At 64.3% G+C, this 25,454-nt stretch carries 20 protein-coding genes; 5 read left to right on the top strand and 15 right to left on the bottom strand.

From position 1 onward, the window contains the following. Positions 1–5 precede the first annotated feature (5 nt). Positions 6–1,307 carry a nucleotide sugar dehydrogenase gene (locus tag ACWA1Q_RS03715; RefSeq protein WP_463759636.1) on the bottom strand — a complete coding sequence of 434 codons (1,302 nt, stop codon included), beginning with the start codon at positions 1,305–1,307 and terminating at the stop codon, positions 6–8. A gap of 169 nt (positions 1,308–1,476) precedes the next feature. On the opposite strand from ACWA1Q_RS03715, the gene ACWA1Q_RS03710 reads away from it, so the two are divergent. Beyond that, complete coding sequence (locus ACWA1Q_RS03710) at positions 1,477–3,291, top strand: cell wall-binding repeat-containing protein (protein ID WP_463759634.1); 1,815 nt, start codon at positions 1,477–1,479, stop codon at positions 3,289–3,291. Here the strand turns inward: ACWA1Q_RS03710 and ACWA1Q_RS03705 are convergent, their stop codons facing one another. Together ACWA1Q_RS03705 and ACWA1Q_RS03700 are read right to left on the bottom strand one after the other, a co-directional pair. Next, on the bottom strand, positions 3,292–5,262 hold the full coding sequence (locus tag ACWA1Q_RS03705) for a cell wall-binding repeat-containing protein (RefSeq protein WP_463759632.1): 1,971 nt from the start codon (positions 5,260–5,262) through the stop codon (positions 3,292–3,294). Positions 5,263–5,298: 36 nt separating this feature from the next. Then, a complete protein-coding gene (locus ACWA1Q_RS03700; RefSeq protein WP_463759631.1) occupies positions 5,299–7,530 on the bottom strand; it encodes a glycosyltransferase in 2,232 nt (743 codons plus the stop codon). 108 nt (positions 7,531–7,638) lie between these two features. Between ACWA1Q_RS03700 and wecB the strand changes: the two genes are divergently transcribed. Next, positions 7,639–8,703, top strand: coding sequence for a non-hydrolyzing UDP-N-acetylglucosamine 2-epimerase (gene wecB, locus ACWA1Q_RS03695; protein WP_463759629.1), 1,065 nt, complete (start codon positions 7,639–7,641; stop codon positions 8,701–8,703). Here wecB and ACWA1Q_RS03690 read toward each other — a convergent pair. The 10 genes from ACWA1Q_RS03690 to ACWA1Q_RS03645 form a co-directional block, all read right to left on the bottom strand. Then, positions 8,675–9,919 carry a glycosyltransferase gene (locus ACWA1Q_RS03690; RefSeq protein ID WP_463759626.1) on the bottom strand — a complete coding sequence of 415 codons (1,245 nt, stop codon included), beginning with the start codon at positions 9,917–9,919 and terminating at the stop codon, positions 8,675–8,677. The two genes, wecB and ACWA1Q_RS03690, sit on opposite strands and share 29 nt — an antisense overlap. Further along, the gene (locus ACWA1Q_RS03685) at positions 9,916–11,049 is read right to left on the bottom strand and encodes a glycosyltransferase family protein (RefSeq protein WP_463759620.1); all 1,134 of its coding nucleotides are present in this window, start codon (positions 11,047–11,049) and stop codon (positions 9,916–9,918) included. The genes ACWA1Q_RS03690 and ACWA1Q_RS03685 overlap by 4 nt, the downstream gene beginning before the upstream one ends. Further along, positions 11,046–12,188, bottom strand: a complete 1,143-nt coding sequence (locus ACWA1Q_RS03680; protein WP_463759619.1) for a glycosyltransferase — start codon at positions 12,186–12,188, stop codon at positions 11,046–11,048. Before ACWA1Q_RS03680 ends, ACWA1Q_RS03685 begins: the two co-directional genes overlap by 4 nt. 41 nt (positions 12,189–12,229) lie before the next feature. Then, complete coding sequence (locus ACWA1Q_RS03675) at positions 12,230–12,925, bottom strand: glycosyltransferase (protein ID WP_463759617.1); 696 nt, start codon at positions 12,923–12,925, stop codon at positions 12,230–12,232. A gap of 548 nt (positions 12,926–13,473) precedes the next feature. Further along, positions 13,474–14,556, bottom strand: a complete 1,083-nt coding sequence (locus ACWA1Q_RS03670; protein WP_463759614.1) for a glycosyltransferase family 2 protein — start codon at positions 14,554–14,556, stop codon at positions 13,474–13,476. Next, positions 14,556–16,334 (bottom strand): ABC transporter ATP-binding protein, encoded by a 1,779-nt coding sequence (locus tag ACWA1Q_RS03665; RefSeq protein ID WP_463759612.1) that lies wholly within the window; start codon positions 16,332–16,334, stop codon positions 14,556–14,558. The genes ACWA1Q_RS03670 and ACWA1Q_RS03665 overlap by 1 nt, the downstream gene beginning before the upstream one ends. 50 nt (positions 16,335–16,384) lie before the next feature. Then, a complete protein-coding gene (locus ACWA1Q_RS03660) occupies positions 16,385–17,527 on the bottom strand; it encodes a glycosyltransferase family 4 protein (RefSeq protein ID WP_463759611.1) in 1,143 nt (380 codons plus the stop codon). 3 nt (positions 17,528–17,530) lie between these two features. After that, complete coding sequence (locus tag ACWA1Q_RS03655; RefSeq protein WP_463759609.1) at positions 17,531–18,517, bottom strand: Gfo/Idh/MocA family oxidoreductase; 987 nt, start codon at positions 18,515–18,517, stop codon at positions 17,531–17,533. Then, complete coding sequence (locus ACWA1Q_RS03650; RefSeq protein WP_463759608.1) at positions 18,517–19,617, bottom strand: DegT/DnrJ/EryC1/StrS family aminotransferase; 1,101 nt, start codon at positions 19,615–19,617, stop codon at positions 18,517–18,519. Before ACWA1Q_RS03650 ends, ACWA1Q_RS03655 begins: the two co-directional genes overlap by 1 nt. Continuing rightward, positions 19,610–20,221, bottom strand: coding sequence for an acyltransferase (locus ACWA1Q_RS03645; protein ID WP_463759606.1), 612 nt, complete (start codon positions 20,219–20,221; stop codon positions 19,610–19,612). The genes ACWA1Q_RS03650 and ACWA1Q_RS03645 overlap by 8 nt, the downstream gene beginning before the upstream one ends. Positions 20,222–20,292: 71 nt before the next feature. Here ACWA1Q_RS03645 and ACWA1Q_RS03640 point away from each other — a divergent pair, with 71 nt between their 5' ends. Genes ACWA1Q_RS03640 through ACWA1Q_RS03630 form a run of 3 tightly spaced genes read left to right on the top strand, consistent with a single transcriptional unit; the run spans position 20,293 to position 22,459 of the window. Next, the gene (locus tag ACWA1Q_RS03640; protein ID WP_463759605.1) at positions 20,293–21,003 is read left to right on the top strand and encodes a glycosyltransferase family 2 protein; all 711 of its coding nucleotides are present in this window, start codon (positions 20,293–20,295) and stop codon (positions 21,001–21,003) included. A 16-nt stretch (positions 21,004–21,019) separates the two neighbouring features. Continuing rightward, entirely contained in the window at positions 21,020–21,376 is a 357-nt protein-coding gene (locus tag ACWA1Q_RS03635; protein ID WP_463759603.1) for a DUF2304 family protein, read from the top strand. 3 nt (positions 21,377–21,379) lie between these two features. After that, entirely contained in the window at positions 21,380–22,459 is a 1,080-nt protein-coding gene (locus ACWA1Q_RS03630; protein WP_463759601.1) for an acyltransferase, read from the top strand. Here ACWA1Q_RS03630 and ACWA1Q_RS03625 read toward each other — a convergent pair whose 3' ends face one another. Both ACWA1Q_RS03625 and galE read right to left on the bottom strand, forming a co-directional pair. After that, positions 22,460–24,424, bottom strand: a complete 1,965-nt coding sequence (locus ACWA1Q_RS03625; protein WP_463759599.1) for a DUF6541 family protein — start codon at positions 24,422–24,424, stop codon at positions 22,460–22,462. It lies immediately after the preceding gene. Between the two features lie 27 nt (positions 24,425–24,451). Further along, positions 24,452–25,438 (bottom strand): UDP-glucose 4-epimerase GalE, encoded by a 987-nt coding sequence (galE, locus tag ACWA1Q_RS03620; RefSeq protein ID WP_463759598.1) that lies wholly within the window; start codon positions 25,436–25,438, stop codon positions 24,452–24,454. Between the last annotated feature and the right edge of the window lie 16 nt (positions 25,439–25,454).

The following is a 25,454-nucleotide window of genomic DNA, read 5'->3' as shown; positions in this document are numbered from 1 at the left end:
GACGATTAGTGTGTGCCGCCGGCGCCGATGACGAGGCGGGGCGTTCCGACCCACGCGTCGGCGCTGGTGGTGTTACGGCCATCGACGAGCAGGCGGATGCCGGGCAGGTCGGCAGCGGTCAACGTTTTGTAGTCGGCGTGGTCGGCCTGAACGATCGCGAGGTCCACCGGCTGGCCGATGTCGTACGGGGTGAAACCGAACCGGCCCAGTTCCTCATCCGAGTACAGCGGGTCGTGGACCAGCACCTCAGCGCCACGCGCGGTGAGCGCCTCCACCGTCGGGAACACTCCGGAGAACGCGGTCTCCTTCACCCCACCCCTGTATGCCGCCCCGAGCACAACAGCACGCATCCCGGTCAGGTTCCCGAGAACATTCGCGGCCTGCTCGACCACACGTTCCGGCATCGACGCGTTCAACGTCCGCGCCGTGCGGACGATCTCAGCATCCTGATCGGTCGAGAGGTACAACCGCGGATACACCGGGATGCAGTGCCCACCAACAGCGATACCCGGCTTGTGAATGTGCGAATACGGCTGCGAGTTACACGCCTCGATCACCGAATACACGTCGATGCCGACGGTGTCAGCGAACAACGCGAACTGGTTCGCCAACCCGATGTTCACATCCCTGTACGTCGTCTCGGCCAGCTTCGCCATCTCCGCCGCCTCAGCAGACCCGAGGTCCCAGACCCCGTTCGGCCGCGCCAGGTCCGGACGCTCATCAAACGTCAACACCGCTTCATAGAACTCCGTTGCCCGGCGCGCACCCTCAACGCTGAGACCACCGACGAGTTTCGGGTACTTCTTCAGATCAGCGAACACCCGACCGGTGAGCACCCGTTCCGGGGAGAACACCAGATGGAAATCGGTGCCCTCGACCAACCCGGAACCCTCCTCGAGCATCGGCTTCCACCGGGTCCTGGTCGTCCCCACCGGCAACGTGGTCTCATACGACACCAGAGTCCCCGGCGTCAGGTGCTCCGCAAGCGACCGCGTCGCAGCATCCATCCAGGCGAAGTCCGGCGCCCACGTCTCATCATTCACAAACAGAGGCACAACAAGCACGACAGCGTCAGCACCCGGGATCGCATCCGCGTACTCCGTCGTCGCCCGCAACCTCCCGGCAGGCACCAGAGCAGAAAGCTTCTCCTGCAGCTGCGCCTCACCCGGGAACGGTTCAACCCCCGCGTTCACCAGGTCAACCGCGGCCGGGTTCACATCAACCCCGACCACCTCGTGGCCCGCATCCGCGAACTGAACAGCAAGAGGAAGACCAATTTTTCCGAGAGCAACAACCGCAATACGCATGAACCCAATCCTACGGGGCCAGCGAGGGCCAGGCCGGTGACTCCACGTCGATGCGGTCCCTCCCGGTTTGGGGGTGACCAAACAGTCGTCACGTGAGAGGCCGATCTCATAGATTCAAGGAGTTGCCTTCTCCCCGCGTCGGCACGTTACCCCCAAAGGATTGACGGCCATGCGCTTCTTCGCCGCACTCGCCCTTGTGCCTGCTCTTGCTTTCTCTGTGCTCGGCCCCGTCCAGGTCGCTGGCGCGACTACCGGAACCGAGAACACCGCATCCGCTCTGCTCGAGCAGCTGAGTGTCACGGAGCCGTTTGGATCCGGATACAACCGCGACCTGTTCCGGCACTGGATCGACGCCGATGGCGACGGATGTGACACCCGGCGCGAAGTACTCATCGTGGAATCCACCACACCGGTGACAGCGGGAGCCGGCTGCTCGATCAGTGGCGGCCAATGGACATCCTGGTTCGATGGAGCGACCTGGACCGATGCTGCCGACGTCGACATCGACCATGTCGTGCCGCTGAAGGAAGCCTGGGACTCGGGTTCGCACGCGTGGACGAGCGCCCAACGCGAAGCATTCGCAAATGACCTTGACCACCCCGGATCGCTTGATGCCATCACGAGCGCTGTGAACTCGTCCAAGGGTGCCTCCGATCCCGCACGCTGGCTCCCGCCCCTGGCAACAGCGCACTGCGCGTACGCCACCGAATGGGTCCGGGTGAAGTACCGCTGGCGCCTGTCGGTTGACCACTCCGAACGGGATGCGCTCGGACGCCTTCTCGCCGGGGACTGCGGCTCCAAATCGATCGAGGTTCCCGCCCGTGGTATCGGGGAAGCCGCTGTCGACGTCGCCCCTCCTGCCGGCGTCGTCGGCACACAACGACTCTCCGGCGCCGACCGTTACGGAACGGCTGCCCGCATCGCCGGCGAGTTCTCGCCGGGCGTGAGGGTCGCATACGTGGCATCCGGTCTGGGATATGCGGATGCCCTCAGTGCCGCGCCCGCGGCGGCGAAACGGGGTGGCCCGCTCCTCCTCGTGCCTCAGAACGCGATTCCTCAGGTCGTTTCCACTGAACTCAAACGGCTCAAACCCCACCTCATCGTGGTGGTCGGCGGGCCGAGTGTCGTCTCGGCTCGAAGCTATGCGGAGCTGGCATCCTTCGCGCCGGAGATCCGTCGAGACAGCGGAGGAGACCGGTACGAGACGAGCAGGATCATCGCACAACGAGCCTTCGACAGCTCCGAATCCGTGTTTGTCGCTACCGGAGCCAACTTTCCCGATGCACTCAGCGCTGCAGCAGCTGCTGGAGCGGCCGCTGCCCCCGTCATCCTCGTCAAAGGCACCGCGTCAGCGATTGATCGCGACACCGCCGCTGTCATCGGCTCGCTCGGCGCAGGTTCGGTGACCATCGCCGGCGATACCGGTGTTGTCTCGTCCGGCGTCCAGAACTCGCTCTGGCAGGTGCCGGGGATATCGAGCGTCGTCAGGGCGGCGGGCGTCGACCGCTACCAGACCTCCGCGAGCGTCGTGCAGCACAATTTCACTTCGGCTCAGCGCGTCTTCTTCGCTGTGGGCACCAATTACGCCGATGCCCTCGCGGGCGCAGCCCTCGCCGGTGCGGTTGGAGCGCCGCTCTACGTCGTTCCCAGGACGTGCGTCTCCGCGACGGTGCGTGACCAGATTGCAGCTTTCGGAACCACGGGTTTCACTCTGCTCGGTGGCGCGAACGTCCTCTCGGACGCAGTCGCGAAGTCCACCGTCTGCCCGGTTCCCGCCCCGCCCAAGCCGAAGCCAACACCGCCGAAGCCGACGCCCCCTGCCCCGCCGAAGAACCCCGGCGACACAAAGAACTGCACCGATTTCGCGAACTACGCAGACGCGTACGCCTGGTACAAGAAGTACTTCTCTCTGTACGGAGACGTCGCCCGGCTCGATCACGACAAGGACGGAATCCCCTGCGAGAGCTTGCGCGGTGCCCCGTAGTCAGTAGCGGTTGCCGAGATACAGGCTCGAGGCATATCCGCCGCGCCCATTGACCTCGACCTGGTACCACTGACGAGAACTCGTGATCACTTCGACGAGCGTTCCCCTGGGAATACTGGCGATCGCCGCGCCACCCGGGCTGCTTCGCAAAGTGGTCGCCGCTGTGGCGTACATCTCCGGAACCGGGAACGTTGCCGTTCGGCTGATCGCGCCGTTGAAGTGTTCATAGACGACGCGCGAGATCCGGGCCAGGCTCGCTTTGGTGGAACCGCTTCGCCCCATGATGGAGATCACATAGGTGCCAGCGGGCGCGTAGACGATCGCGGCGTCCGTTTGAACGAGTCCGGACGAGACCCACAACTCTCCGGGTTTCGATGCCTGCACCACTCCTGGCGGCAGGCCCGATGGGATCCGGTCCCGCCAGATCTGCTCCTTCATCAGCGCGAGGAGGTAGTTCGAGTTGGAGGGGTTGAGCAGGGTTCCGTTGTGCAGTCTCTGCAAGATTGCGGTGAGGTCGTTCGTCGTACTTGTCTTGTACGAGTAGTAGCTCCCTTTCCATATTCCCGCATAGTGCGTTCCGGTGTATCCGTTCGCTGCGAAGAGGGCGTTCATGTTGTTGGCGCCCAGGACCCGGATGAGGTCGGAGTGACACAGGTTGTCGGAGACGTGGATCATCACCCGCATACACTCCGCCACTGTGAGCCCCGAGGACAGTCGCGACGAGTAGTACAACTGCCCGGCCTCGATGCGCTTGAGCGTCGCATAGGCGGCGAAGATCTTGATCGCGCTGGCCGGCTCGACCCGATCACCACCGCGCACGTCAACCGTTCGTTTCAGTCCGCCGAGTTCGCGCACCGTGACCGTGTGTTTGCCAGGCACGGAAGGAAGCACCCCGTTGATTTTGGCGACGAGTGCACGCTCGGATGCCGCCTTCTGCTGCGCGTTGAGGGTCGAGCACGGGGTCAGCGCTGCGACGTTGCCGTCCAGCGACCCCGTCCCACCCAGCAAGGTGACCTGGCTGGCGCCCAGCCGGCTTGAGATATCGGAAACGACCGCGTCCGGAACACAATTCTGGCGCACGGTGTAGAGCGGCGCCCTTTGTGCAGCGGCCAGCGATGCTCCGGCGAGAGCGTCTGCGAAACCCATTCCGTTTGCGAGCAGGGCTCTCGTCGACGAGCCGAACAGCGCCTTGTTCAGCTGGACGGCCGTGTCGAAGCGGTCCGCTCCCCCCGCCCTGCTCACGGTGGCTACCCTCGACCGGACGGCTGTTTCGATTCCGCTCGACAGCACCGCGCTCCCGCCCACGAGAATCGCTTTGCTCGCACCGAGGGCCTGCAGGGCTGCCGCCGTGGGCTGGTCAAGGGCGGTTTTCGTTCCTGGAACGAGAAGAACAGCGGCGCCAGTCGCACCGGCGGCTGCGGATGCGGCGAGCGCATCCGCGGAGTTTCCGCCGTTCACGATCAACACCGTGGGAGACGTCGCGAAAGCCGACGCCACGACGGCACGCGCCGTCGCGTACCGGTCCTGCCCCGCGAGTCGGGTGACGTCTGGAACGAGGGTCCGAAGCCGCGACAGCACGGCGTCGCTGACCACTGCCGCTCCTCCGGTCACGACAATCTTGCTCAGTCCCAGACGCTTGATCTCGGCCTCGACAGCCGCTGGCAGGGAATTTCTCGCGGTCAGGAGCAGCGGCCCACCGAGCTTCGCGGCTGCCGGTCCGGCTGCGAGCGCATCAGCGTAATCAGCACCGGAGCTGAGATAGGCGGTCGAGGCTCCTGACGGGTACGCCGCCTTCGAAATAGCGGCCGCTGTGGCGTAACGATCAACACCGCTCACCCGTGCTACCGAGGTCACCGCCGCGTCAGCGCTGGATCCCGTACCCAGCGGCCCGACGGCCAGAAGCGAAGCCACCAGAGCCAGACAGACGAAGAGCTTGAGCGCCGGACTCCAGTGTGCAGCGAATCTCGACATACATTTCCCCTTGTGCGGCCTTTGCTGGCCGCCGCGCTACCGGAGCGCCGCTCGGCGAGCCGTAACCCCCCGAATGGGAGTCCCTCGAACGGGAAGAATAACACGCGACCTCAATTGGAGCACCGTCGCGAATCCCATCCGGATCGGTGCTTCACGATGCGCGATGGAGAGCAGGTCGCGTGTCAGGACGGAGCGCGGATGGATGCGGCGCCGGCGCGCGAGCGACAAAGCCACCAGGAGGGAATCAGGGGTCGACGGGTCCATTGCTGCGTCGATGAGGGCTCGGTCAGCGATCGCGAGCGGAAGGAGCGCCTCTGGGCTGAACTCCTGCAGGCGTCGGCCGACATGCGCGAGTTCCGCTCGGTCGGATGGTGCCCACGCGACATCGCGTCTCTTGTATATTGCGCCGAACACGTGGATGCGCCAGAGTTTCGTCGCAAGAGCGGCGATGGCTGGCCGGGTGAGGGAGGCCGGTGGCGCGTCGAGGATCTGCACAAGGAATGCGAGGTCGTCAGCAATGGGCCGCACGCCGAGCGAGGCCCGCTCCCGAGCGTCTTCGTGGATGAGGTAGCTCGGGCCGTGCATATCGTACGAAATCCGCGCCCCGGAGAACCATAACTCTGACACGTACGAGACGTCCTCCCCCGTGACCGGGCCATTCGGAAATCGAAGATTCCCGAATCGTTCCCGCGACACCAGGCCGAGCGGGGCGCTGCGGTAGGAGAGCCTGTCACGCACGCCGTCGAGCCTCCTCGTGCGGCCTCCGCGGGTGGGAGGAGTTGGCACGAATGCGCCTCTGGCGAATCGAAGTCGTGAGATAACAACGTCGGCTCTGTCGGCGCGGGCCCGGTCGAGCCAGGAGTCGACAGCTCCCGGCTCGAGTTCGTCATCGGAGCCCATGACGGAGGTGAACCTGGCGCTCGCAGCCTCGAGGCCCGCGTTGAAAGGGCCGGCCGGACTCTTCATTCCGTCGGTGACGGAGAGAAAACGGAGACGGTCGTCGGAGGCGTACTCGGTCAGTAACGTCGAGATCGACTCCACCGGAAGGTTGTGACAGGCGACGCTCACCCGCACGCGGGATTCGGTGTGGTCGAGCACGGACGCGACCGCGCGGCGGATGGGCCGGGCTGTGTCATGCACGGCGATGATCACGTCGACGTCGGGGGAACTGTCCGCTGCTTCGGCCCCTGCCTGCCGGTATGCCGCAGAGTAGAGCACTTCCCGGTTCGTCTCCGAGAACAGCTCACGCACGGTACCGGCGATCTCCTCCGGGCCACGGTGGCGATCAGCGGAGACGACCCGTTCGATCGCGTCAGCGAATCCGGCACCGGTTCGGTCCGAAACCCGTTCACCGTTGTTCGGCGCGACAAATTCGCTCTGCCCGCCCGTCGCACCAACGACGACCGATCGGCCACTCGCCAGCGCCTCGGCGATGGACACGCCAAAGGTTTCGTTGCTCGTCGGAAGGATGAAGAGGTCGGAGTCTGCGAGCGCCAACGCGACGGCGTCGGGTGGCTGGACTCCCGCGAAGGTGACGGAGTTCTCAAGCTCGTCCCTCCGCACCGTCTCTTCCAGTTCGGAGCGCATCGGACCATCGCCGATCCAGGTCAGGTGAGCGCGGACACCTCTGCTGCGAAGTTCACGGACGGCGGATATCGCCACGTCCGGCCCTTTCCTCGCGATCAGTCCGCCGACCGCGACGAGCCGGAGTGTCCCTGAGTCCAGGGGGCGCTCGGCGATGGAAGCAGGCGCCATCACGAAATTCGGGATGACGTGTATCGGTCCCGACCGCCGCTCGCGAATGTGGTCGGCGAGGTAGGCACTCACGGCGATGACGACATCCGGCCTGTCAAGCAGCCTCGTCGTTGCGGGAAGGGTCAACCGCATGGCGGTCGGCGCCGTCTCGGGAGCGACGATGCCCGACCAGTGCTCGGTGTGCAACCAGGGCACCCGAACCCTGATCAGCGCAAGGGGAAGCAGCGACGACAGCGCCATGGTGTGCAGAGCGTCGAAGCCTTCGAGCTGCTGTGCGATAAGTCTGGATGCCCGAAGGATCTGGGCAGGGTTCGACGTGGACATCGGGAACCGGCGAATTGTGACGCCGTCAGCGGTTTCCGTCGAGGAAGACCTCTGCACTCTCGGGGCTACGAGGTGGAGCACGACCACTTCGTGTTCCCGCGCAAGGAGCTGCACATCGCGCTGCACAAAAAGGCCCGATTCTGGCGCCGCATCGCTGGGGTACCAGGTTGTCACCACAAGGATTCGCACATGCCGACGCTATCAGCCTCGCGCGAGCGGAACGCTTCTCAGCCGCCGGCGGCTGCGAGCGGAACGCTTCTCAGCCGCCGGCGGCCAGTGAAGCTAGGATTGGTCCCCGTGAAGATTCTCAGCGTTGTCGGTGCCAGGCCCCAATTCGTCAAACTCGCCCCCATTGCGAAGGCAGCGACGGCGGCGGGCGTCGAGCACATCATCGTCCACACCGGTCAGCACTATGACCCGATGCTCTCCGATGTGTTCTTCGAGGATCTCGGGATTCCCGCTCCCGACGTTCATCTCGGCGTCGGCTCCGGGAGCCACGGCGTCCAGACGGGCGCCATGCTCAGCGCGCTCGACGCTGTTTTCGACGCGCACCGTCCCGACTGGGTACTCGTCTATGGGGATACGAACTCGACGGTCGCTGCAGCACTGAGCGCCGTGAAGATGCACCTCAAGGTCGCACACCTCGAAGCGGGTTTGCGGTCGTTCAACCGCCGGATGCCGGAGGAACACAACCGCGTCCTCACCGATCACGCCGCCGATCTCCTCCTCGCGCCCACGGATGTCGCGCTCACCCACCTCACCCGGGAAGGGCTTGCTGAGCGCAGCACCGTTGTCGGTGACGTCATGACGGACGTGCTCCTGCAGGTCCGCGACGCTGTCGCAGGCGCACCCGCTGCGCTCGTTGAGGAGCTCGGCCTCACCGCCGGCGGCTACTACGTGGCAACCATTCACCGCGCTGAAAACACCGATGACCCGGACCGTCTCGCCGCCGTTGTCGATGCGCTGTCCCGCGTTGACCGTCCGATCGTGTTGCTCGCTCACCCCAGGGTCGTTGCGAAAGCCGCAACTCACGGCATCAGCCTGACCAGCGGCTCGCTCGTCGCACACCCGCCTCTTGCCTATCCGGACCTCATTGCTGCTGTGCAGGCCAGCGCGGGCGTCGTGACCGATTCAGGCGGGCTGCAGAAGGAAGCGTTCCTGCTTGGTGTGCCGTGCACGACGGTGCGTCCAGAGACGGAATGGGTCGAAACCGTGGAACTGGGCTGGAACGTTCTCGCCCAGACGGCTGACGACATTGCAGCCGCCGTCACACGGCCGCGCCCGGCCGACACTGATGCCGCTCCATACGGTGACGGTCACGCCGCGGAGAGGGTCATCCAGGTTCTCCTGAGCCACGGATAGCCCGTCCGGTGAGGATTGCGGCGACGGTCCCGGAGTTGAGACGCGAGTCGCAGTACTGCTCCCAGACTCGCCGCGGCGAAAACAGTTCGTCTGGTGCCGAGAGAATCCGGTCGATGGCGGCAGCAAGCTCGACATCGGTGAAATCGCGATCGATCAGCTCGCCCGAGCCCAACTGAGTGGCGACGAGCTCAGGCGTGCCGCCGACTCGCGTGGCGAGAACCGGAATGCCGAACGACAGTGCCTCCATGATGCTCACCGGCACGCCCTCAGATGCGCTGACGTTCACGAAGAGGTCGACCCGCTCGCCGGCATAGAACCGCAAGACGTCCTCGTTGCCAACTGCTCCGCGCAGGTCGACCTCGGTGTTGGGGAGGTGCGCCGCCTCGACGGCAGAGCGCAACCGATCCAACAGGGGCCCGTCGCCGAAGTGCACCCACCGCACCGGGGCCGTGCCGGATCGCTCGATCAGCGCATCGAGGATTCGTTCCACCCGCTTGACCGGGGTCACCCCTGAACAGCTCACGATCGTTTTCGACGCGCTCGGCCCTGGCCGCCGGACAGGGCCGGGGTCCTCCGTTCCGAGTCGACTGACGATCACCTTGGAGTCGAGTGCGGCGTCAGGGTAGCTGGTAAGCAGGTACCGTCTGGATTCTTCCGAAATGGCCAGGATGCCGCTCGCGCGTTCGAAAAGCGCTCGCCGGAACGGGAGGTATCCGCTTTCCTCCTCATAGAGGTCGTATCGATGCAGGCGAACGAAGGCCTCAACTCGGCGTGGCAACCAGGGCAGAGAAAGTCCGGCGCCCATCCCCCAGTATGCATACACGGTTGCCGTCACCGCAGGGTCTCTGAGGCTGCTGGCGAGGCCGGGATGCTTGGCCACTCGCATACCCACGAGCGCTGCTTCTGTGAATCGCCGCCTGTTTCCCCTGAGGCGGCCTGCGCTGGATTCGCGACGGGCGGCACGATACATGATTGCGATTGCCCACGGTGAGAGGAGCGCCCGGATCGTTCGGGCCCGGTTCCCGGGGTAGAGATTTCCCGCGTAGCGCACGTTGGCCGGAAGAGTGATGTGATCGCCGCTATGGCGCGAGTAGTTGAAGACGTCGACCTCGTCGAAAGAAGCGGCAAGTGCCTCGATCTCATGCCGGACGAAGTTCGTGTCGCCGCGGTCCAGCGGGAAGTCGTTGGTCAGGAGGACGAGGCGCCTGGTCGTCATCGTGCCCGCGCCGCCATCAACCGGTCGATCGCGGCCTTCCATACGGCGACCTGCGCGTCGCTCGAGAGAGACGATGCCGCGGCATCCGCTGCCTGTTTCCACCGCTGAGTGGTTTCCACGGTCAGCGCGTCGAGCGCGCGCGCGAGTGACGAGGAGGTGAAGTCCGCTGTGATTGCTCCGAAGCCGCCGGTCTTCAGCACCCGCGCCATCTCAGGGGATGGGCCGATGATCACGCCGAGTCGCGCCTGGAGGTAATCGAAGAACTTGTTTGGAAGCGCCCAGGTGTTGTTGAAATTCACCGGGGGAAGGATGTGCACACCCACGTCGTACGCATTCAGGGTCGCCGACAGGTCCCGGTACGGGACGGGGTCGTGCACCGTGATTCTCCCCGACGCCGCCGCACGCTCTTTGAGTTCGACGAGGAATTCAGGGTCGTTAGGGGTGAGGTAGAGCGCGAGCGTGAGCGCTGCGGTCGACTCCTCGACGGCGTCGACGATCGCCCCGATATTACGATCCCGCAGGCATGCTCCGCTGTGGACAAGGCGAATCGGCATCTGTACCGGAGTCGGCGACAGGTCGGCGTACGGCGCTGCGTTCGTGACCACGTTCGCCCTTATCCCGAATTGCTTCGCATACTCGTCGGCTATCCCCTGCCCGACCGTCGTCACCGACGCTGCCTTCGTCACGAAGGTCGAGCACATCCACCGCATGAAGGGGGCGACGAAACGGCGCCAGCGCGCCACATCCTCCTTTTGCCGCGGAGCGTACTCGTGCAGGTCCGCGTGAACCCCGTGACGGGGTTCGAGGCTGAGAGCGAGGCCGACGCTGTCCACGTCGTTGGCAAGGACCACGTCGAAAGCCGCGCCGGAGAGCTCCCCCTTCGCGAAGGCGATAGCGGGGTTCGACCAGTAAGCACGACGATATGCCCGCATAACGACAGCAATCCGGTCGTACCGCCACACGGCGAGCGCGTCGGGGATCGACACGTGGGAGACGACTCCCTCCGGCGCGTCACCGTGGCCACAGGTGTGAACGTCGTAGAACTTGCTCAGCATTTCCACCTGCTTGAGCACACGGGCATCCGAGGTGATCGTCGAGAAAGAGAGGATGAGGACGGACTGCCGGGTCATGCTTTTTCCTCCACCATGTCATCGAGAATCCGCTCCCAGATGTCCACCTGGGTCTCAGCAGCCAATTCACGAGCGGCGGAGTCGGATTCGTTTTTGAAGGCGCGCGCGGTCTCCGGCGTGATCCTGTCGATGGCTGAGGTCAGACCCGCGGCGGTGAAATCCTCCGACACGAGTCCGAGGCCGTACTCGGTGACGTACGCCGCCATCTCGGCGGTTGGGCTGACGAGCACTCCGAGTCGCGCCTGGACGTAATCGAACAGTTTGTTCGGCAGCGCCCAGATGTTGTTGAAGTTCACCGGTGGAAGCAGATGGACTCCGACGTCGAATCGGTTCAGGGTGGTGATGAGCTCGGAATACGGCACGGCATCGTGAACGGTGATGTTCGGGTGGCCGGATGCTCTCTCGCGCAGCTCCTGGAGGTAGCCGGGGTCGTTCGGAGTGAGGTAGAGATCGAGTGTGACATCCGAGGTTGCGTCGATGACCGCGTCGACGATCAGCATGATGTGGCGGTTACGGAGACATGCGCCGCTGTGAACGAGTTTGATCGGTGCCGCGACCGCGGAGGGAACCAGGTCAGCGTATGGCGCGGCGTTGGTTACCAGCTCGGCGCGGAAGCCGAACATCCGCTCGTACTCGGTCGCGAGCCCCTTGCTCACGGTGGTCCAGCGTGAGGCGCGAGCCACGTACCGCCGGCAAAGCCACTCATAGAAGGGTCCGAGCCGTTTGCGCCAGAGTTCGTTCTCGTCATGGAGCCGCGGCGTGTACTCGTGGAGGTCGGCAAGGACACCATGGGTGGGCCTGAGGCCGAGCGCGACCGGAACCGCCTCGACATCGTTGGCGAGGACGAGATCGTAATCGCCGCGGTTGAGGGCACGCTTGCTCCACGCGACGGCGCTGAGCGACCAGTACGCCCGGCTGTACCAGCGGAGGGTGATCAACCGGCCGTTGAGGTCGTTCTCCGGCTGATCGTCGGGAATCCGGATGTGCCGGGTCACGCCATCGGGCGCAGGCCCGAACCCACAGGTGGTCACCTCGTGCGTCGCGGTGAACCGGGTCACCTGCTTGAGCACTCTCGCGTCACGGGCGATCGGCGAAAACGAGAGGATGAGCAGGCGTTTGCGCCGGGGCGAAGTTGTCACGGGACCCATTGTCCCATCCGCGCCCGGTCGTCCTTGCTGCGTCACCGCTGAAGGAACGGCCGGAGCGCGTCGGCGGCCGCGGTGCCGTCGTGGACGGCGCTCACGAACGCAGGCCCGCGAGCGGCGATCTCCCGGTAATGCTCCGGGCGCGCGAGGATGTCGTCGAGGACATCCCGAAGGGTGGAGGGCGTCGCCTGGACGACCGGCACGTCATACCCGGTGCTGTTCCTGACGTGTTCCCGGACCTGGTCGTGCACATGGGCGATGACCAGGCGTCCGCCGGCCATGGCTTCGACGGCAGCCCTGGAGTAGGTTCCGATTCGGAATTGCTCGAGAACGATGTCGGCGCTTCGGTAGAGCGCGGGCATCTCGGCAGAGGGGATGCCTTCGACCCGCCGGTATTCGATGCCGCCTTCTGCGTTGAGGCTGTCTACGACCGGTTCGATGAGGGCGGACCCCTTGATCAGCGAATTACTCGGTGCATGGACGACGACAGGCACCCTGCCCGTGAGAATCGGGGCTCCGCCACGCCACGGCTCCGGATCGATTACGAGGGGCAGCCACGTGGCATCCGGCCAGTCGAGCAACAGGTCAGGAGTCGACACGAAGACGGGCGCGTCGATCGAGCGGAGGAGGTTCCTGTGGCGAGCCGACTGTTCCTCGAGGACGGGCACGAGATCCCAGTCCTCGTCGTGGAACGGCGACCACTCATCGAGCTTCCGATGGCGGCTCGGCAACCGGAGTCGCTTCCGTGGGACACCATCGCGACCCGCACCCCGCGGCGACGAAGTGCCGCTACCTCTGCCTCCGGCGAAAAGTCGAACAGCGAGCCAAAAATGGGCCGCTCCGCCTCGATCAGCACATGGCTGAATCGCGACACGGCCCTGAACTGGGCTCGCTGCCACCGTTTCGAGTTCCTGAAGACGGCGACGGGCACGAGGTTGTCGACCGGGAATCCATAATCGGGCTCGAGGGTGTACTGCATGTCGATTGACGTGACGCCGCTCAACCGCTCAGCCGCCCGCGCCCATTCGTAGCCCTGGCCGGCGAAATTGACCGGCGCAACGTAGAGACGCACCGGTGAGTCCGGGACGGCGGGAGGAGAGGGCACGTCTCCCGGCCGGAACCCATACTTCGCAGGGTTGAGCCGGACCTCCACGGATTCGGGGAGCATCCTCAACCCAGCGTCAACGATGCGGTTCACCGGCGCAGGCCAGTTGGCGCGGCGTGCCGCCAGAGAAGAGACGAAGGAGTTCAGCATGGAGTTGCGTCCGTTCCAGGAGCCTCAGCGGGTGAGGGCATACAGGGCGTATCGGGTCAGAGTGCTTTCCCGGTCGAAGATCCGGAGCGGGTTCTTCGTCATCAGCTGCTCGAAGCGACCGGCGGCTGCGCGTCGGGCGATCGCAGCAACGATTGCGTCGACGGTGACATCCGGGTCCGCTGCGGCATCGATCAAGGCGTGATCGGCGCGGGATAGTGGGGCGAGGTAGCCCGGTGCGAGAGAGGACAGCGCGCTGAGGACGGTGCCGACATGTTGGACCTCGTCGTCACCGCGCCACGACGAAGCGGCGGGTCGGAGCACCAGAGCGTTCAGAACGTGGATCCTGGCGAGCTTGATCGCCAACGATCGCCGCACGGGGGCGGGCAACGCCGCCGCCCATTCCGACCGGGCGAGTTCGTCGACGGCTCGGAGGAAGTCTTCCACCGGCATTGACTGTGTCGTTGTCCGCGTCGTCGCATCGCTGCCGATGACGTAACACGGCAGGTCACGCAAGTAGTCGATCCGGGTTCCGCTCGTCCACAACCGCGCACTGAATTCGATGTCGTCCCCGGTGACGAATCCCTCGGAGAAGGTCAACCCGAGCGAGTCCACCAGTGTTGTACGGAGCAGGCCGAGCGGCGCGGTCCGGTAGAAGACCCGGTCGCGGACGGGGTCGAGTCGTTCGTTGCGGCCGATCCGCGTGAGCGGACTGTGGAGACGTTCACCGTTCTGGTATCGCAGCCGGACGAGCGCGATGTCCGATTTGTGGTCGGCGACGACCGTGAGCCACCGCTGCATGGCTGCGGGCTCAAGGAAGTCGTCCGAGCCCATCACGGCGACGTATTCGGCTGTCGCGGAAGCGACGCCGAAGTTGAATGGTCCCGCTGCGCTCCGGATGCCGTCGGCGAATTCCAGCAGGCGAACATCAGCCGTCGCGGCCGCGCCAAGGTCTTTGGCGACATCTGCGGCGGCGAGGCCGTGACACACCACCGTCACTCGCACCGTGCCCGGTTCGACTCCGTCCAGGACGGACGTAACGGCCCTGGCGATCGGCCTGGACCGGTCATGGACGGGGATGACGACGTCGACGACGTACCCCTGTTTCACTACGCCAGTCCTGCCAGCGCGGCCTGGACAGCGAAATCGGGGACGTCGGTGACGAGTTCGTCGAAGGTTCCCTGAGCGATGATTGTGCCGTCGCGCATGAAACAGACCTGGTCGCTGTCTTTAATGGTTGACAGACGATGGGCAACGGAGACGATGGTCACATCTCCCTTCAGCTCCCGGATGGCGAGGGACACATCGGATTCGGTCTTCGTGTCGAGGGCACTCGTCGCTTCGTCCATGACCAGAATGAGCGGGTCGCTATACAGCGCCCTCGCGATACCGAGTCGCTGCCGCTGCCCGCCAGAGAGTGAGATTCCGCGGTCACCGACTCTGGCATCGAGGCCCCCGGGACGAGCCATGACGACGTCGTAGAGTTGTGCCCTCTTGAGCGCTGTAACCACCTTGTCGCGGTCCATTCCACTCGTCCATGACAGGGCGACGTTCTGGGCGATGGTGCCGTCGAAGAGCGCGACGTCCTGTGGCACATATCCGACACGGGAGCGCCAGCTCGCCAGCACGTCCTCCATGTTCTGGCCGTCGATGTCGATGGTTCCGTGAGACGGAACGAGCAGCCCGAGCAGGAGATCAACGAGAGTCGATTTGCCGGCTCCGGACGAACCGACAAGTCCGAGGCTCGATCCGATCGGGATGGTCAGGTTGATCTTTTCAAGGGCAGGGCGTTCGGCCCCGGGATAGGTGAACTCGACGTCGGTGAGGGTGAGGAGCTTCGGCTCGTGCTTCAACGGATCATGACCGATCCGTTCTGCCCGGTCGAGGTAGTCCTCAGCCGCGTGGATGTCATTGATGACGGCCTGAACGTGTGGCACGTTCGACGTCGCCTGTGTGATGACCGCCTGGAACCCGGTAAGCGACGGCACCAGGCGGAAACCGGCAACGCCGAACATGGCGATGGCAGCGAGGGCACCCGCGAGCCCCCCGGTCAGGTAGGACACAGCGCCGACAAGGAGGAAGCCGCCGACGAGCGCCGAGTCCAGGATGAATTTCGGCAGCGAGCCGAGGAAGCTGAGGTTCGCGCGGGCGCGCGTTGTGTGCACGCGGTTCAGCTGGACGACCTTCGCGACATCGCCAGCCATGTTTCTGAGGGTGATCTCCTTGAGAGCAGACACCATGTCGGTCATCAGGGTCGCGACCTTGAACGAGTAGTCCCTGTTGACCCGGCCGGCCTCCACGGATTTGCGGGCGACCTTGAAATAGAGGAGGGCGGCGATGGAGCCGAGGTAAACGACGGTGACGAATGCGGTGAGCGGCTGAGCGATGACGAGGACGACCAGCACGGCCACCGATGTCGTCAGGAGTTGCGGGAGACCGATGACGGGCAGGAGGAACCCGGCCGTCGCGTTCGCGATTCCGACGTCGGCGAGCCGCACCAGCTGGGAGGTGTTGCGCTTGAGGCGTTCAACCCAGGGTGCACCGATGTAGGCGGCGAACAGCCGGTCACCGATTTCGAGTTCGAAGGTCGCGAACCGTCGAGTGGCCACCCATTGCAGCCCCATGGCCAATGCGGATTTGGTGATGATGAGGAGCGAAACGGCGAGGAGTATCCAGACGTATCCGTCAGATCCCACCTCTCCGATGACAGGCAGTACGACCGGGTTGTTCTGGATCATCGACGAGAGGGAGACACCAAGCAGCATGAGTGCGACGACGTCGAGGAGGGCGAGCGCGCTCGTCCCGAGCATGTAGGACCACAGAAAGCGCTGCGCACGATCCGGGAGGAGCGGCGAAAGATCCTTGAGCGTCCGCCAGATCAATTTCACGAAAACTTGTCCTTCACTTGGGGCTGGCCGAACTACATGCTCTCACGAACTTACTTGGCACCAACCGAGAGCACGGCCGCGGCCGCGCGCTGCGCGGTCACTGCGGCAGATACATTCTGCTCCGCCCACATGGCAACCCTCTCTCGAGTAGCCGGAGGAACGACGGCAGAGAGCATGCTCGACAGCTCCCCGGCAACAGATTCGACGTCATATCCCGGGGCGGATCCGATGCCCGCCTGGGTGATCAGTTCTGCCGCTGCACCCTGCCCCGCGAAAAGTACCGGCGTGCCGCACGCTGCTGCCGCGAAAATCTTCGTCGGTACGGCGAAGTCGTATCCCTGACCCGGTTGAAGGCTGACGAGCGCGGCCCTGGCGGAGCGGAGCAGCGTCGCAGCTTCCGCTGGAGGGACGACGCTACGAAACTCCACCCGGTCGAGTCCGAGCTCTCGAGCCACGCTGTGAAGCGACTGCCACGCACTGCCCTGGCCGACGAACACCAGGCGCGCGTCGGGGATCTCCTGCACGACGGCAGAAAAAGCGCGCAAGAAGACGTCGGCTCCCTGCCACTCCGAAGTTGTCCCTGCATAAACCGCGAGAGGGCCGTCCGGTTCTCGGTCTCCGGCCGGGGAGAACGTGCGTGTGTCAACACCGTTCGTCACGACGGTGACGGATGCCGCCGGGGCGAGTTCTGTGACGCGCGCGGCGACGCCATCAGAAACGGCGATGACGCGTGCCGCACGACGAAGCGACACCGACTCGAGGAAGCGGACAACGGACACGACGAAGGCCGGCGCACCCGTCGACTCGGCGGCATCCGACCAGATGTCGGCGGCGTAGTACACATAGGGCACGCGGCGAATCGCAGAGACGACACGCACGACGAAGCCTGTCGTTGGCGGTGGTTCGACGACGATGACATCCTGCCGCTTCGCGAACAACAGCCGGAAGAACAACGGCAGATCGAAGCTCATGTACTGCACATAGCCCCGAACGTAACCGCTGGCATCCCGGAGAACGGGAGCTCTCTTGACCCTGACGGCGGATCGTTCTGCCTGTTTCCCGCCGGGAACTCGCGTGGTGAGCACGGTGACGGCGTTTCCCGCCTCGTGGAGCGCGTCAGCAAGCGCGTTCAGGCGGAAAGCCGCAGCCGCCGGTTCCGGCGCATAGATCCGCGACGCGATCGTCACCCGCATCGCTTAGAACTCGACCGACTTGCCTGTTCTGGCGGAGTCGATGATGCCTTCGACGACGGCGAGGGTGCGGAGTCCTTCTTCCATCGTGACAACATCGGTACGCAAACCCAGAACCGCGTCGCGGAAGGCTTCGTGTTCAACCCGGAGCGGTTCACGTTTCGCGATCGCGAACCGGGTCACATCCCCCTCGGACACACCGCGGAACGCGGACATGTACTCCCACTCGGTCGGGATGGTGCCGTTGGCGTAGAAGGTCAGGTCGCTGGAGTTCGTGTCGGCAACATACGCACCACGTTCACCGGTGACGATCGTGATCCGTTCCTTCATCGGCGAGAGCCAGTTCACGACATGGTTCACGATCACACCGTTCTCCAACCGGCCGGTGGCGAGGATCATGTCCTCGTACTCCCGCCCGCTCTTCAACATTGTTTGCGCGAAGATCGTCTTGTGCGGCGACTGCGCCACCCACGCCGTCAAATCAACGTCGTGCGAACCGAGGTCCTTCGCGACCCCGACATCAGCGATCCGGGACGGGAACGGCCCCTGACGACGCGTCGCGATCTGATACACCTCGCCCAGGTCCCCGGCCTCGATCCGGCGACGCAACTCCTGCAACGCCGGGTTGAACCGTTCAATATGACCAACAGCACCAATCAGGCCCTTGTTGGCGAACGCGTCGACCATCCGCTGTCCGGCCTCGACCGAGTGCGCGATCGGTTTCTCGACCAGGGTGTGAACGCCCGCGTCGGCAAGTTTCAACGCCGCCGCCTCGTGGAACGCCGTCGGCACCGCGACAACAGCCATGTCGATCCCGACACCGATCAACGCATCAATATCCGGCAGAACATCAAGCTTCCCGGCAACATTATGTGGGTCCCCGCCCGGGTCAGCGATCCCGACCAGATCCACCCCGGGCAATTCCCTCAGCACCCGGGCGTGGTGCCGACCCATCTGGCCAACACCGAGCAACCCCACCCGCAACTCAGCCATCAGGCGCCCGCCTTCACCACAGCGTTCACCGCGGCGACAACCCGTTCCAGGTCGTCCTGCGACAGTGACGGGTGCACCGGCAACGACACCACCTCGGCGGCGGCGCGCTCTGTTTCGGGCAGGTCGAGCCCGGGCGCGAAATGCGTCAACGACGGCAACCGGTGATTCGGTACCGGGTAATACACACCGCTACCCACCTGGTGCTCGTCCTTCAACGCCTGAACGAAACCGTCACGGTCCTCCGGAACCCGAATCGTGTACTGGTGATACACATGCACAGCACCCTCAGCAACCGGAGGCACGATCACACCTTCAAGGTTCGCATCCAGGAACGCAGCATTGTCCTGACGGGTTTTCGTCCACCCACCAACCTTCGTCAACTGCACCCGGCCGATCGCCGCATGAATATCCGTCATCCGGTTGTTCAACCCAACAACCTCGTTCTGGTACTGGGTCTCCATACCCTGGTTACGGAACAGCTTCACCCGACGGACGAACTCGTCACTGTCACAGGTCACCATCCCACCCTCACCACTGGTCATGTTCTTCGTCGGATACAGGCTGAACATCCCGAACCGACCAAACGACCCCACCCGCTTACCATCCAACTCAGCACCATGCGCCTGAGCCGCATCCTCATACACATCCAGGTCGTACTTCTCCGCCAACGCCACCAACTCACGCAAATGCGCCGGGTGCCCATACAAATGCACCGGCATAATCGCCTTCGTCTTCGCCGTGATCGCCGCCTCAACCGCGACCGGGTCCAGAGTGAACTGGTCCGGTTCGATATCCACAAACACCGGAGTCGCCCCCGTCAACGCCACCGAGTTCGCCGTCGCCGCAAAAGTGAACGACGGCACAATCACCTCATCGCCCGCACCGATACCGGCGGCAAGAAGACCGAGGTGCAGACCAGACGTGCCAGAGTTCACCGCGACACTCGCCCGACCCTGCACCATCACCTCAGCGAACTCAGCCTCAAACGCCGCCACCTCAGGACCCTGAGCAACCATCCCCGAACGAAGAACACGATCAACCGCCTCGCGCTCCTCATCACCAATAATCGGCCTCGCCGGAGGAATGAAGGAGTTAGTCATGTGCGGGGACCTCTCTGAGTGTTCCGTCGATTTCTTCGTAGAGCGCGGACGTCTCTGGGCACTGCCAGCCGGCATCCGTCTGGGTCAGCCTGAGTCCCGCCTTGCCCACCCAGCCGATTCGTTTCGCAGGAACTCCGACCATGAGCGCGAACTCGGGCACGTCGCGCGTGACGACAGCGCCTGCGGCAACGGTCGCCCACGCGCCGATCGTGACAGGCGCGACGCAGACCGCGCGGGCGCCGATCGCCGCGCCTTCGTGAATGGTCACGCCGACAGGTTCCCAATCGTGGGCGCTCTTCTGCGATCCGTCGGCATTGATGGCTCGCGGGTAGGTGTCATTGGTGAGAACGACCGCTGGTCCGATGAAAACCCCGTTGCCGAGCTTCGCCGGCTCGTAGACGAGGGCATAATTCTGCACTTTGCAGTTGTCGCCCATCTCGACGCCGGTGCCGATGTAGGCGCCGCGGCCGACAATACAATTGCGGCCGAGCGTGGCGTCCTCCCGGACTTGTGCCAGGTGCCACACCGAGCTTCCCTCACCGATGGTCGCCTGCTCTGACACGTCCGCTGACGGCACGATTCGGGCGTTGGGATGAATACTCAAGTGGGCTCCTCGCACACGTTCGGCCAGTGCTGATGCGCACCAAGACTATCGCCTTCTGCAACAATGGGCGTATGACCCCCGTCGCTCCCGAGGAGCCTGCCGTTGCCGCGGGACGCGACCCAGAAACCTGGATCGTCATTCCGCTCTACAACGAAGCGACAGTCATCGGGCGGGTCATTTCCGAGCTTCTGGAACGGTTCGAGCACGTCGTGTGTATCGATGATGGCAGCACCGACGGTTCAGCCGAGGTCGCCAGGCAGGCCGGGGCCCGCGTGCTTCAGCACCCCGTCAACCTTGGCCAGGGTGCCGCATTGCAAACCGGAATCACGTATGTCACGTCCAAGCCGGATGCCAGATACATCGTCACCTTCGACGCTGACGGCCAGCACCGGATCGAGGATGCGATCGGGATGCTCGAACGCGCCAGGGCGCATGACCTCGCGATCGTGTTCGGCTCGCGGTTCCTCGACAATCGAACAAAGCCGGGCTGGCTCAAGAAGGTCGTCCTCAAGACTGCGGTCTGGGTCACCAACCGGACGACCGGGCTGCGGCTGACAGACGCCCACAACGGGCTCCGCGTCATCCGTACAGATGCTGCGGCTCAGATCGACCTTCAGCAGGACCGGATGGCGCACGCCACCGAAATCGTTCTCAAGCTCGGCCGCACCGGCCTGCCGTGGGAAGAGCATCCCGTTGAACTGTTGTACACCGACTACTCGAAAGCGAAAGGACAGTCAGTCCTCAACTCGGTGAATATCCTCGTCGACCTGCTCGTCCGTTAGAAAGCCGGGTACCAACATGTGGATCCAGATCATTCTTGTCGTGGCGATCATCGCCATCGGGCTCTATTTCACTCGCCCGTCCGGCAGCGACAGCCACCTGGCGCTTCGCCGGTTGTCGCTCGCCGGCTTCGTCCTCGTCGCCGTTGGGTCCGTCATCTTCCCGCAGTGGCTGACCTGGATCGCCCGCCTCGTCGGTGTGGGTCGCGGTACAGACCTTCTGCTGTACGCCCTGGTTCTCGCCTTCCTCGTTTACGTGTCGACGTCCTACCGCAGGAACGTGCAGCTCAATCGCAAGCTCACTGATCTCTCGCGTGAACTGACGCTCGCCGAGGCCCGCCGCGAAGACGAGTCAGCGCAGCACAGAGATTCCTGACCGGTGACCAGGGAAGGCTCGGCCGGCACCCGGCGCGCCCGAAGGTCGAGCTTCGACGTCGCGAGGGTAGCGGCCATCTGTGGCGTCGTCGCGATTCACATCTTCGGTTTGATGGTCACGAACGAGGCCAATCGGGGCAGCGGTGCATGGTGGGTCGCGGTCGCGATCGATCTCGGTTTCATCTGGGCGGTGCCGCTTTTCGTGATGCTGTCCGGCGCTCTCGTTCTTGCGCCGTCCGCCCACAAGAACGGCATCCTCCCGTTCTACCGCAAACGCGCCATCCGTATCCTTCCGGCGATCATCGCCTGGAATCTGATTTACCTTCTCCTGGTTCGTGTCGCCATTCGCGGGGAGGCACCATCCCTTCGGTACCTCATCGAAATGGTTTACGACGGCAAGATCTACACCCAGCTCTACTTTCTCTGGATCGTGCTCGGCCTGTATCTCCTGGCTCCGGTCCTCGCGGCGTTCCTCCGGGACGGCGGGCCTGCCAGGGCACGAATTTTTGCTCTCGTTGCCATCGTCAGCACAGTACTGATCTTCACTCTCCCCAATGTGACGGCGCTCGCGGGAATTGACCGCCCCATCTCCCTGTCGATGTTCACGATGTGGATCCCGTATGTGGGATATTTCGTCGCCGGTTACGCTCTCGCTTCGGTGGAACTGACTCTCCGGGCTCGCGTGCTGGCCGCGCTGGCGACCGTCGTTCTGCTCTCGCTGATCATCTGGCAGTATGGCGTCAGCCCCGACTACCCACTGCTGCAGGCAGCGCTCCCAGTGGGTTACTACGGCCCGATCGTTGCGATCGTCACCGTGCTGGTCTTCGTACTCATGCTGTCGGTTTTCGATCGAGTACAATTTTCCGCCCGCGCCACGAGCGTCCTGAAAGCGCTGTCCGACGCGTCATTCGGCGTGTTTCTCGTGCATTTGGCGTTACTCGCGATCATCCAGCGAATTGCTCCCGACGCCGTTTCCGGCGTGTCGCTCATCCCGACGTCGCTGCTGTACGTCGTCGTACTTGCCGGCTCGTACGCCATCGCAATTCTCGCGGCGCGTGTCCCTGGACTCCGCCGGATCTTCTGATCAGTCGCAGGAGGAAATCCGATAGAGAACTTTGTCGGCTTCTCTATCGATCTCGGTGACGACGCCGGAGTCCTCAAGGGCGACGAGACCCTTGTAGTCGGTGGTGCTGTCGAAGCTCAGTACGCCGCCGGCATCGCGAACGTAGACACCGAAGTCGAGAACGTACTCGGCGCCAACGGACTCGAGCGCATCGCAGACTTCCGGACGATCAAGCGCCTCGTTGAGGTGCATGTTGATGAGGATGTGCGCGGGGTCCGGTGACACGTTGAAGTGGGGGTTCAACACACGTCGGTTGCCGATGACGTATGCGAGAGAGGCACCCGTCCAGGGATTACCGACGACGACGGCGTCCTCCGGCACCGATTCGTCGATCCGCTCGAGAAGGGCACGTTCATCCAGGGAGAGGATCGGCGACCATTTGGTCATGGCGTACTTCGTGCTGGCTGTGAGCACTGCGGAGCGCATCGCATCGGCTTGCGTGACAGCGAGGAGCAACAGGCAGGCCAGGACACCAACGGTGACACGACCGGCGTGGGAACGCACTCGCCGCTTGAGCCCGGGGGTCACTGTGCGTGTGACGAGACCGGCTACCGCGACAAACCCGATCACGGCGATGGGCACCGCCACCGTCGCGAGCAGGGCTGTCAGCCGCGGCGGATCCTTGTAGAAGAGACCGATCGACACGTTGCGAAGGTCACCGAACGGCAGGGCTGCCGCGAGCAGGAAGAGAACTGCTGCGACCGCCCATATTCCCGCCACCCACCAGCGCCCGGAGCGCACCAGCGCAACGAGCCCGATGATGACGAGGATGCTGAAAAGGATCGCTGGCGGATCCCCCTGCCGGGAATTGCTGAAAAGTTCGTAGAACGCTTGAGGGATGCCCGCGTAGGCATCCCACGGCGAGGTATTGCCCAGGCGCCCGATGACGTACCACGCAACGGCCAGCGCGAGCGCGGCACCAGCCGCAGCCGTGGTCGCCAGCACGCGCACTCCGCGGGAGCGGTCCGACTTCCACACGCGCAGCACAACGGCGAGCAACACCGGCGTCAGGAGTGCGGCCCAGGCGAATACGACGGCAGACTGCGCCAGTCCCATGCTCGTCAGCGCAGCGATCAGCGCGAGAAGTCGAAGCGGCCACGGAGCCAGCCCCTCGTGCACGGTGAGTCCGGACAGGCTGAGGGCGAGGGCCAGAGCGAGCGGCAGGAACGCCAATGCCAGGAAATACGGGAACAGTACGCCGTAGTCGAGTGGCAGGATCGGGAACCCGGGAACACTCGCGCTGAGAAGGCCCGCTCCGAGGAGAGCGACGCGGTTGCCCGGCACGAGGACCCGGGTGAGTGCAACGACTCCGGTCGGCCAGACGATCGCGGCGACGGCCAGGTTGAGCATGTTCGCCGCTACGAGGATGTCTCCACCGGATGAAGCAGCGACGAGTGAAACAACCCCGTGCCAGGCGGCCGGGTAAAAACTTGACTGGCCCTCGGGAATGATGAGTCCCGATAGATGAAAGGACGATGCGTTCGCCGTGTCAAGAATGTACTTCGTTCCGTTGAGGTGGAACGCGGCATCGAAGGTCTGAGAGACGTTGGCGGGTTCGCCGAGCATGATCCCGAGCTGGACGGTGATGATGACGGCGCCGATGGCGATCGCTGACACCGTCCACCCCGACCGGCCGGGCCCGTGATCCTCCCGCTTGCCAGCCCAGCGCCCTGCACCGAGCCTGTGCAGGATCGCCACGAGGGCGGCGAGCAGCACCGTGCCCGCGAGGACCGCGGGCACGCCCCAATCCATCCCGATGAACGGAAAGGCAATGGCGAAAACCGCGATAACGGCAACCGACGCTGCGGGGGCGGCGGCGAACAGCAGAAAGCCCCGTGCTCCTGCAGCCCCGGCCACGGCGAGGCCAGGGAGGAAAAGCACAGCGATTGCAACGGCGAGAACGGGGAGTGCCGCGAGCCAGGTCACTGGACTCCTCTCGGGTGCTGGCTGGCCCTATGCAACAGTTTTCCCTGCCTGATGGAGTGAGGACTCCCAGGCGGAGGAGACCATGTGATCGAGACCGCGGGTCGAACGCCAGCCGAGCTCCCGCTCGATCAGGGAGACATCGGCGACGACCGACGCCGGGTCGCCCGCGCGGCGACCGACGACAGCGGGCTCGATCTTCCGGCCGCTGACGGTCGCAAGGGTGTTGAGCACTGTGAGCACGCTTGCACCGCTTCCGGTGCCGACGTTGAAGACCGGGCTGACTGTGGCGCTGTTGCCGGTCAGGTTGTCGAGAGCGGCGAGGTGTGCTTCTGCAAGGTCAAGGACGTGGACGTAGTCGCGAACTCCGGTTCGATCGGGGGTCTCGTAGTCGTCACCGAAGATTTTCGGTTGCTCGCCACGGTGCACCGCGTCGATCGCAAGGGTGAGCAGATTCATCGGAACCGTGTCGCCAAGCTCCGGCCAACCGGCACCAGCGACGTTGAAGTAGCGGAGGCTCACCGTGCGGATGCCCGTTGCCTTGCCTGCCGCTTCGACGAGCCACTCCCCCGCGAGCTTCGTCTCACCGTAGGGATTGATCGGGCGGGTGGGAGTTTCTTCTGTCACCAGCCCGTTGCCGGGGTTCCCATATACCGCTGCCGACGAAGAGAAGACGAATGTCCTCGCGTCGGATCCCTCGAGTCCGCGCAGCAGGTTGGCGAGTCCGCCTATGTTCTCGGAATAGTACCGAGCAGGCTGTTCGACCGACTGTCCCGCCTGCTTGAGGGCGGCGAGGTGGATGACGCTGGTCACGGAATGTTCACGAGCGAGCCGCGAAATCTCCGCAGGCGCAGAGTCTGCGGCAAGGTCGATTCTCTCCAGTGCGGCGTTCCCGATCCGCCCCGTGTCTCCCGTCGCAAGACTGTCGAGGACGACGACGTCGTCGCCCCGCTCCGACAAAAGCCTGACGACATGGCTGCCGATGTATCCGGCGCCGCCGGTAACGAGAACTGTCACCAGTTCATTGTAGGGG

This window comes from Mycetocola sp. TRD_SC_2 (assembly GCF_055361225.1).
This window is presented reverse-complemented; position numbering and strand designations above follow the sequence as displayed.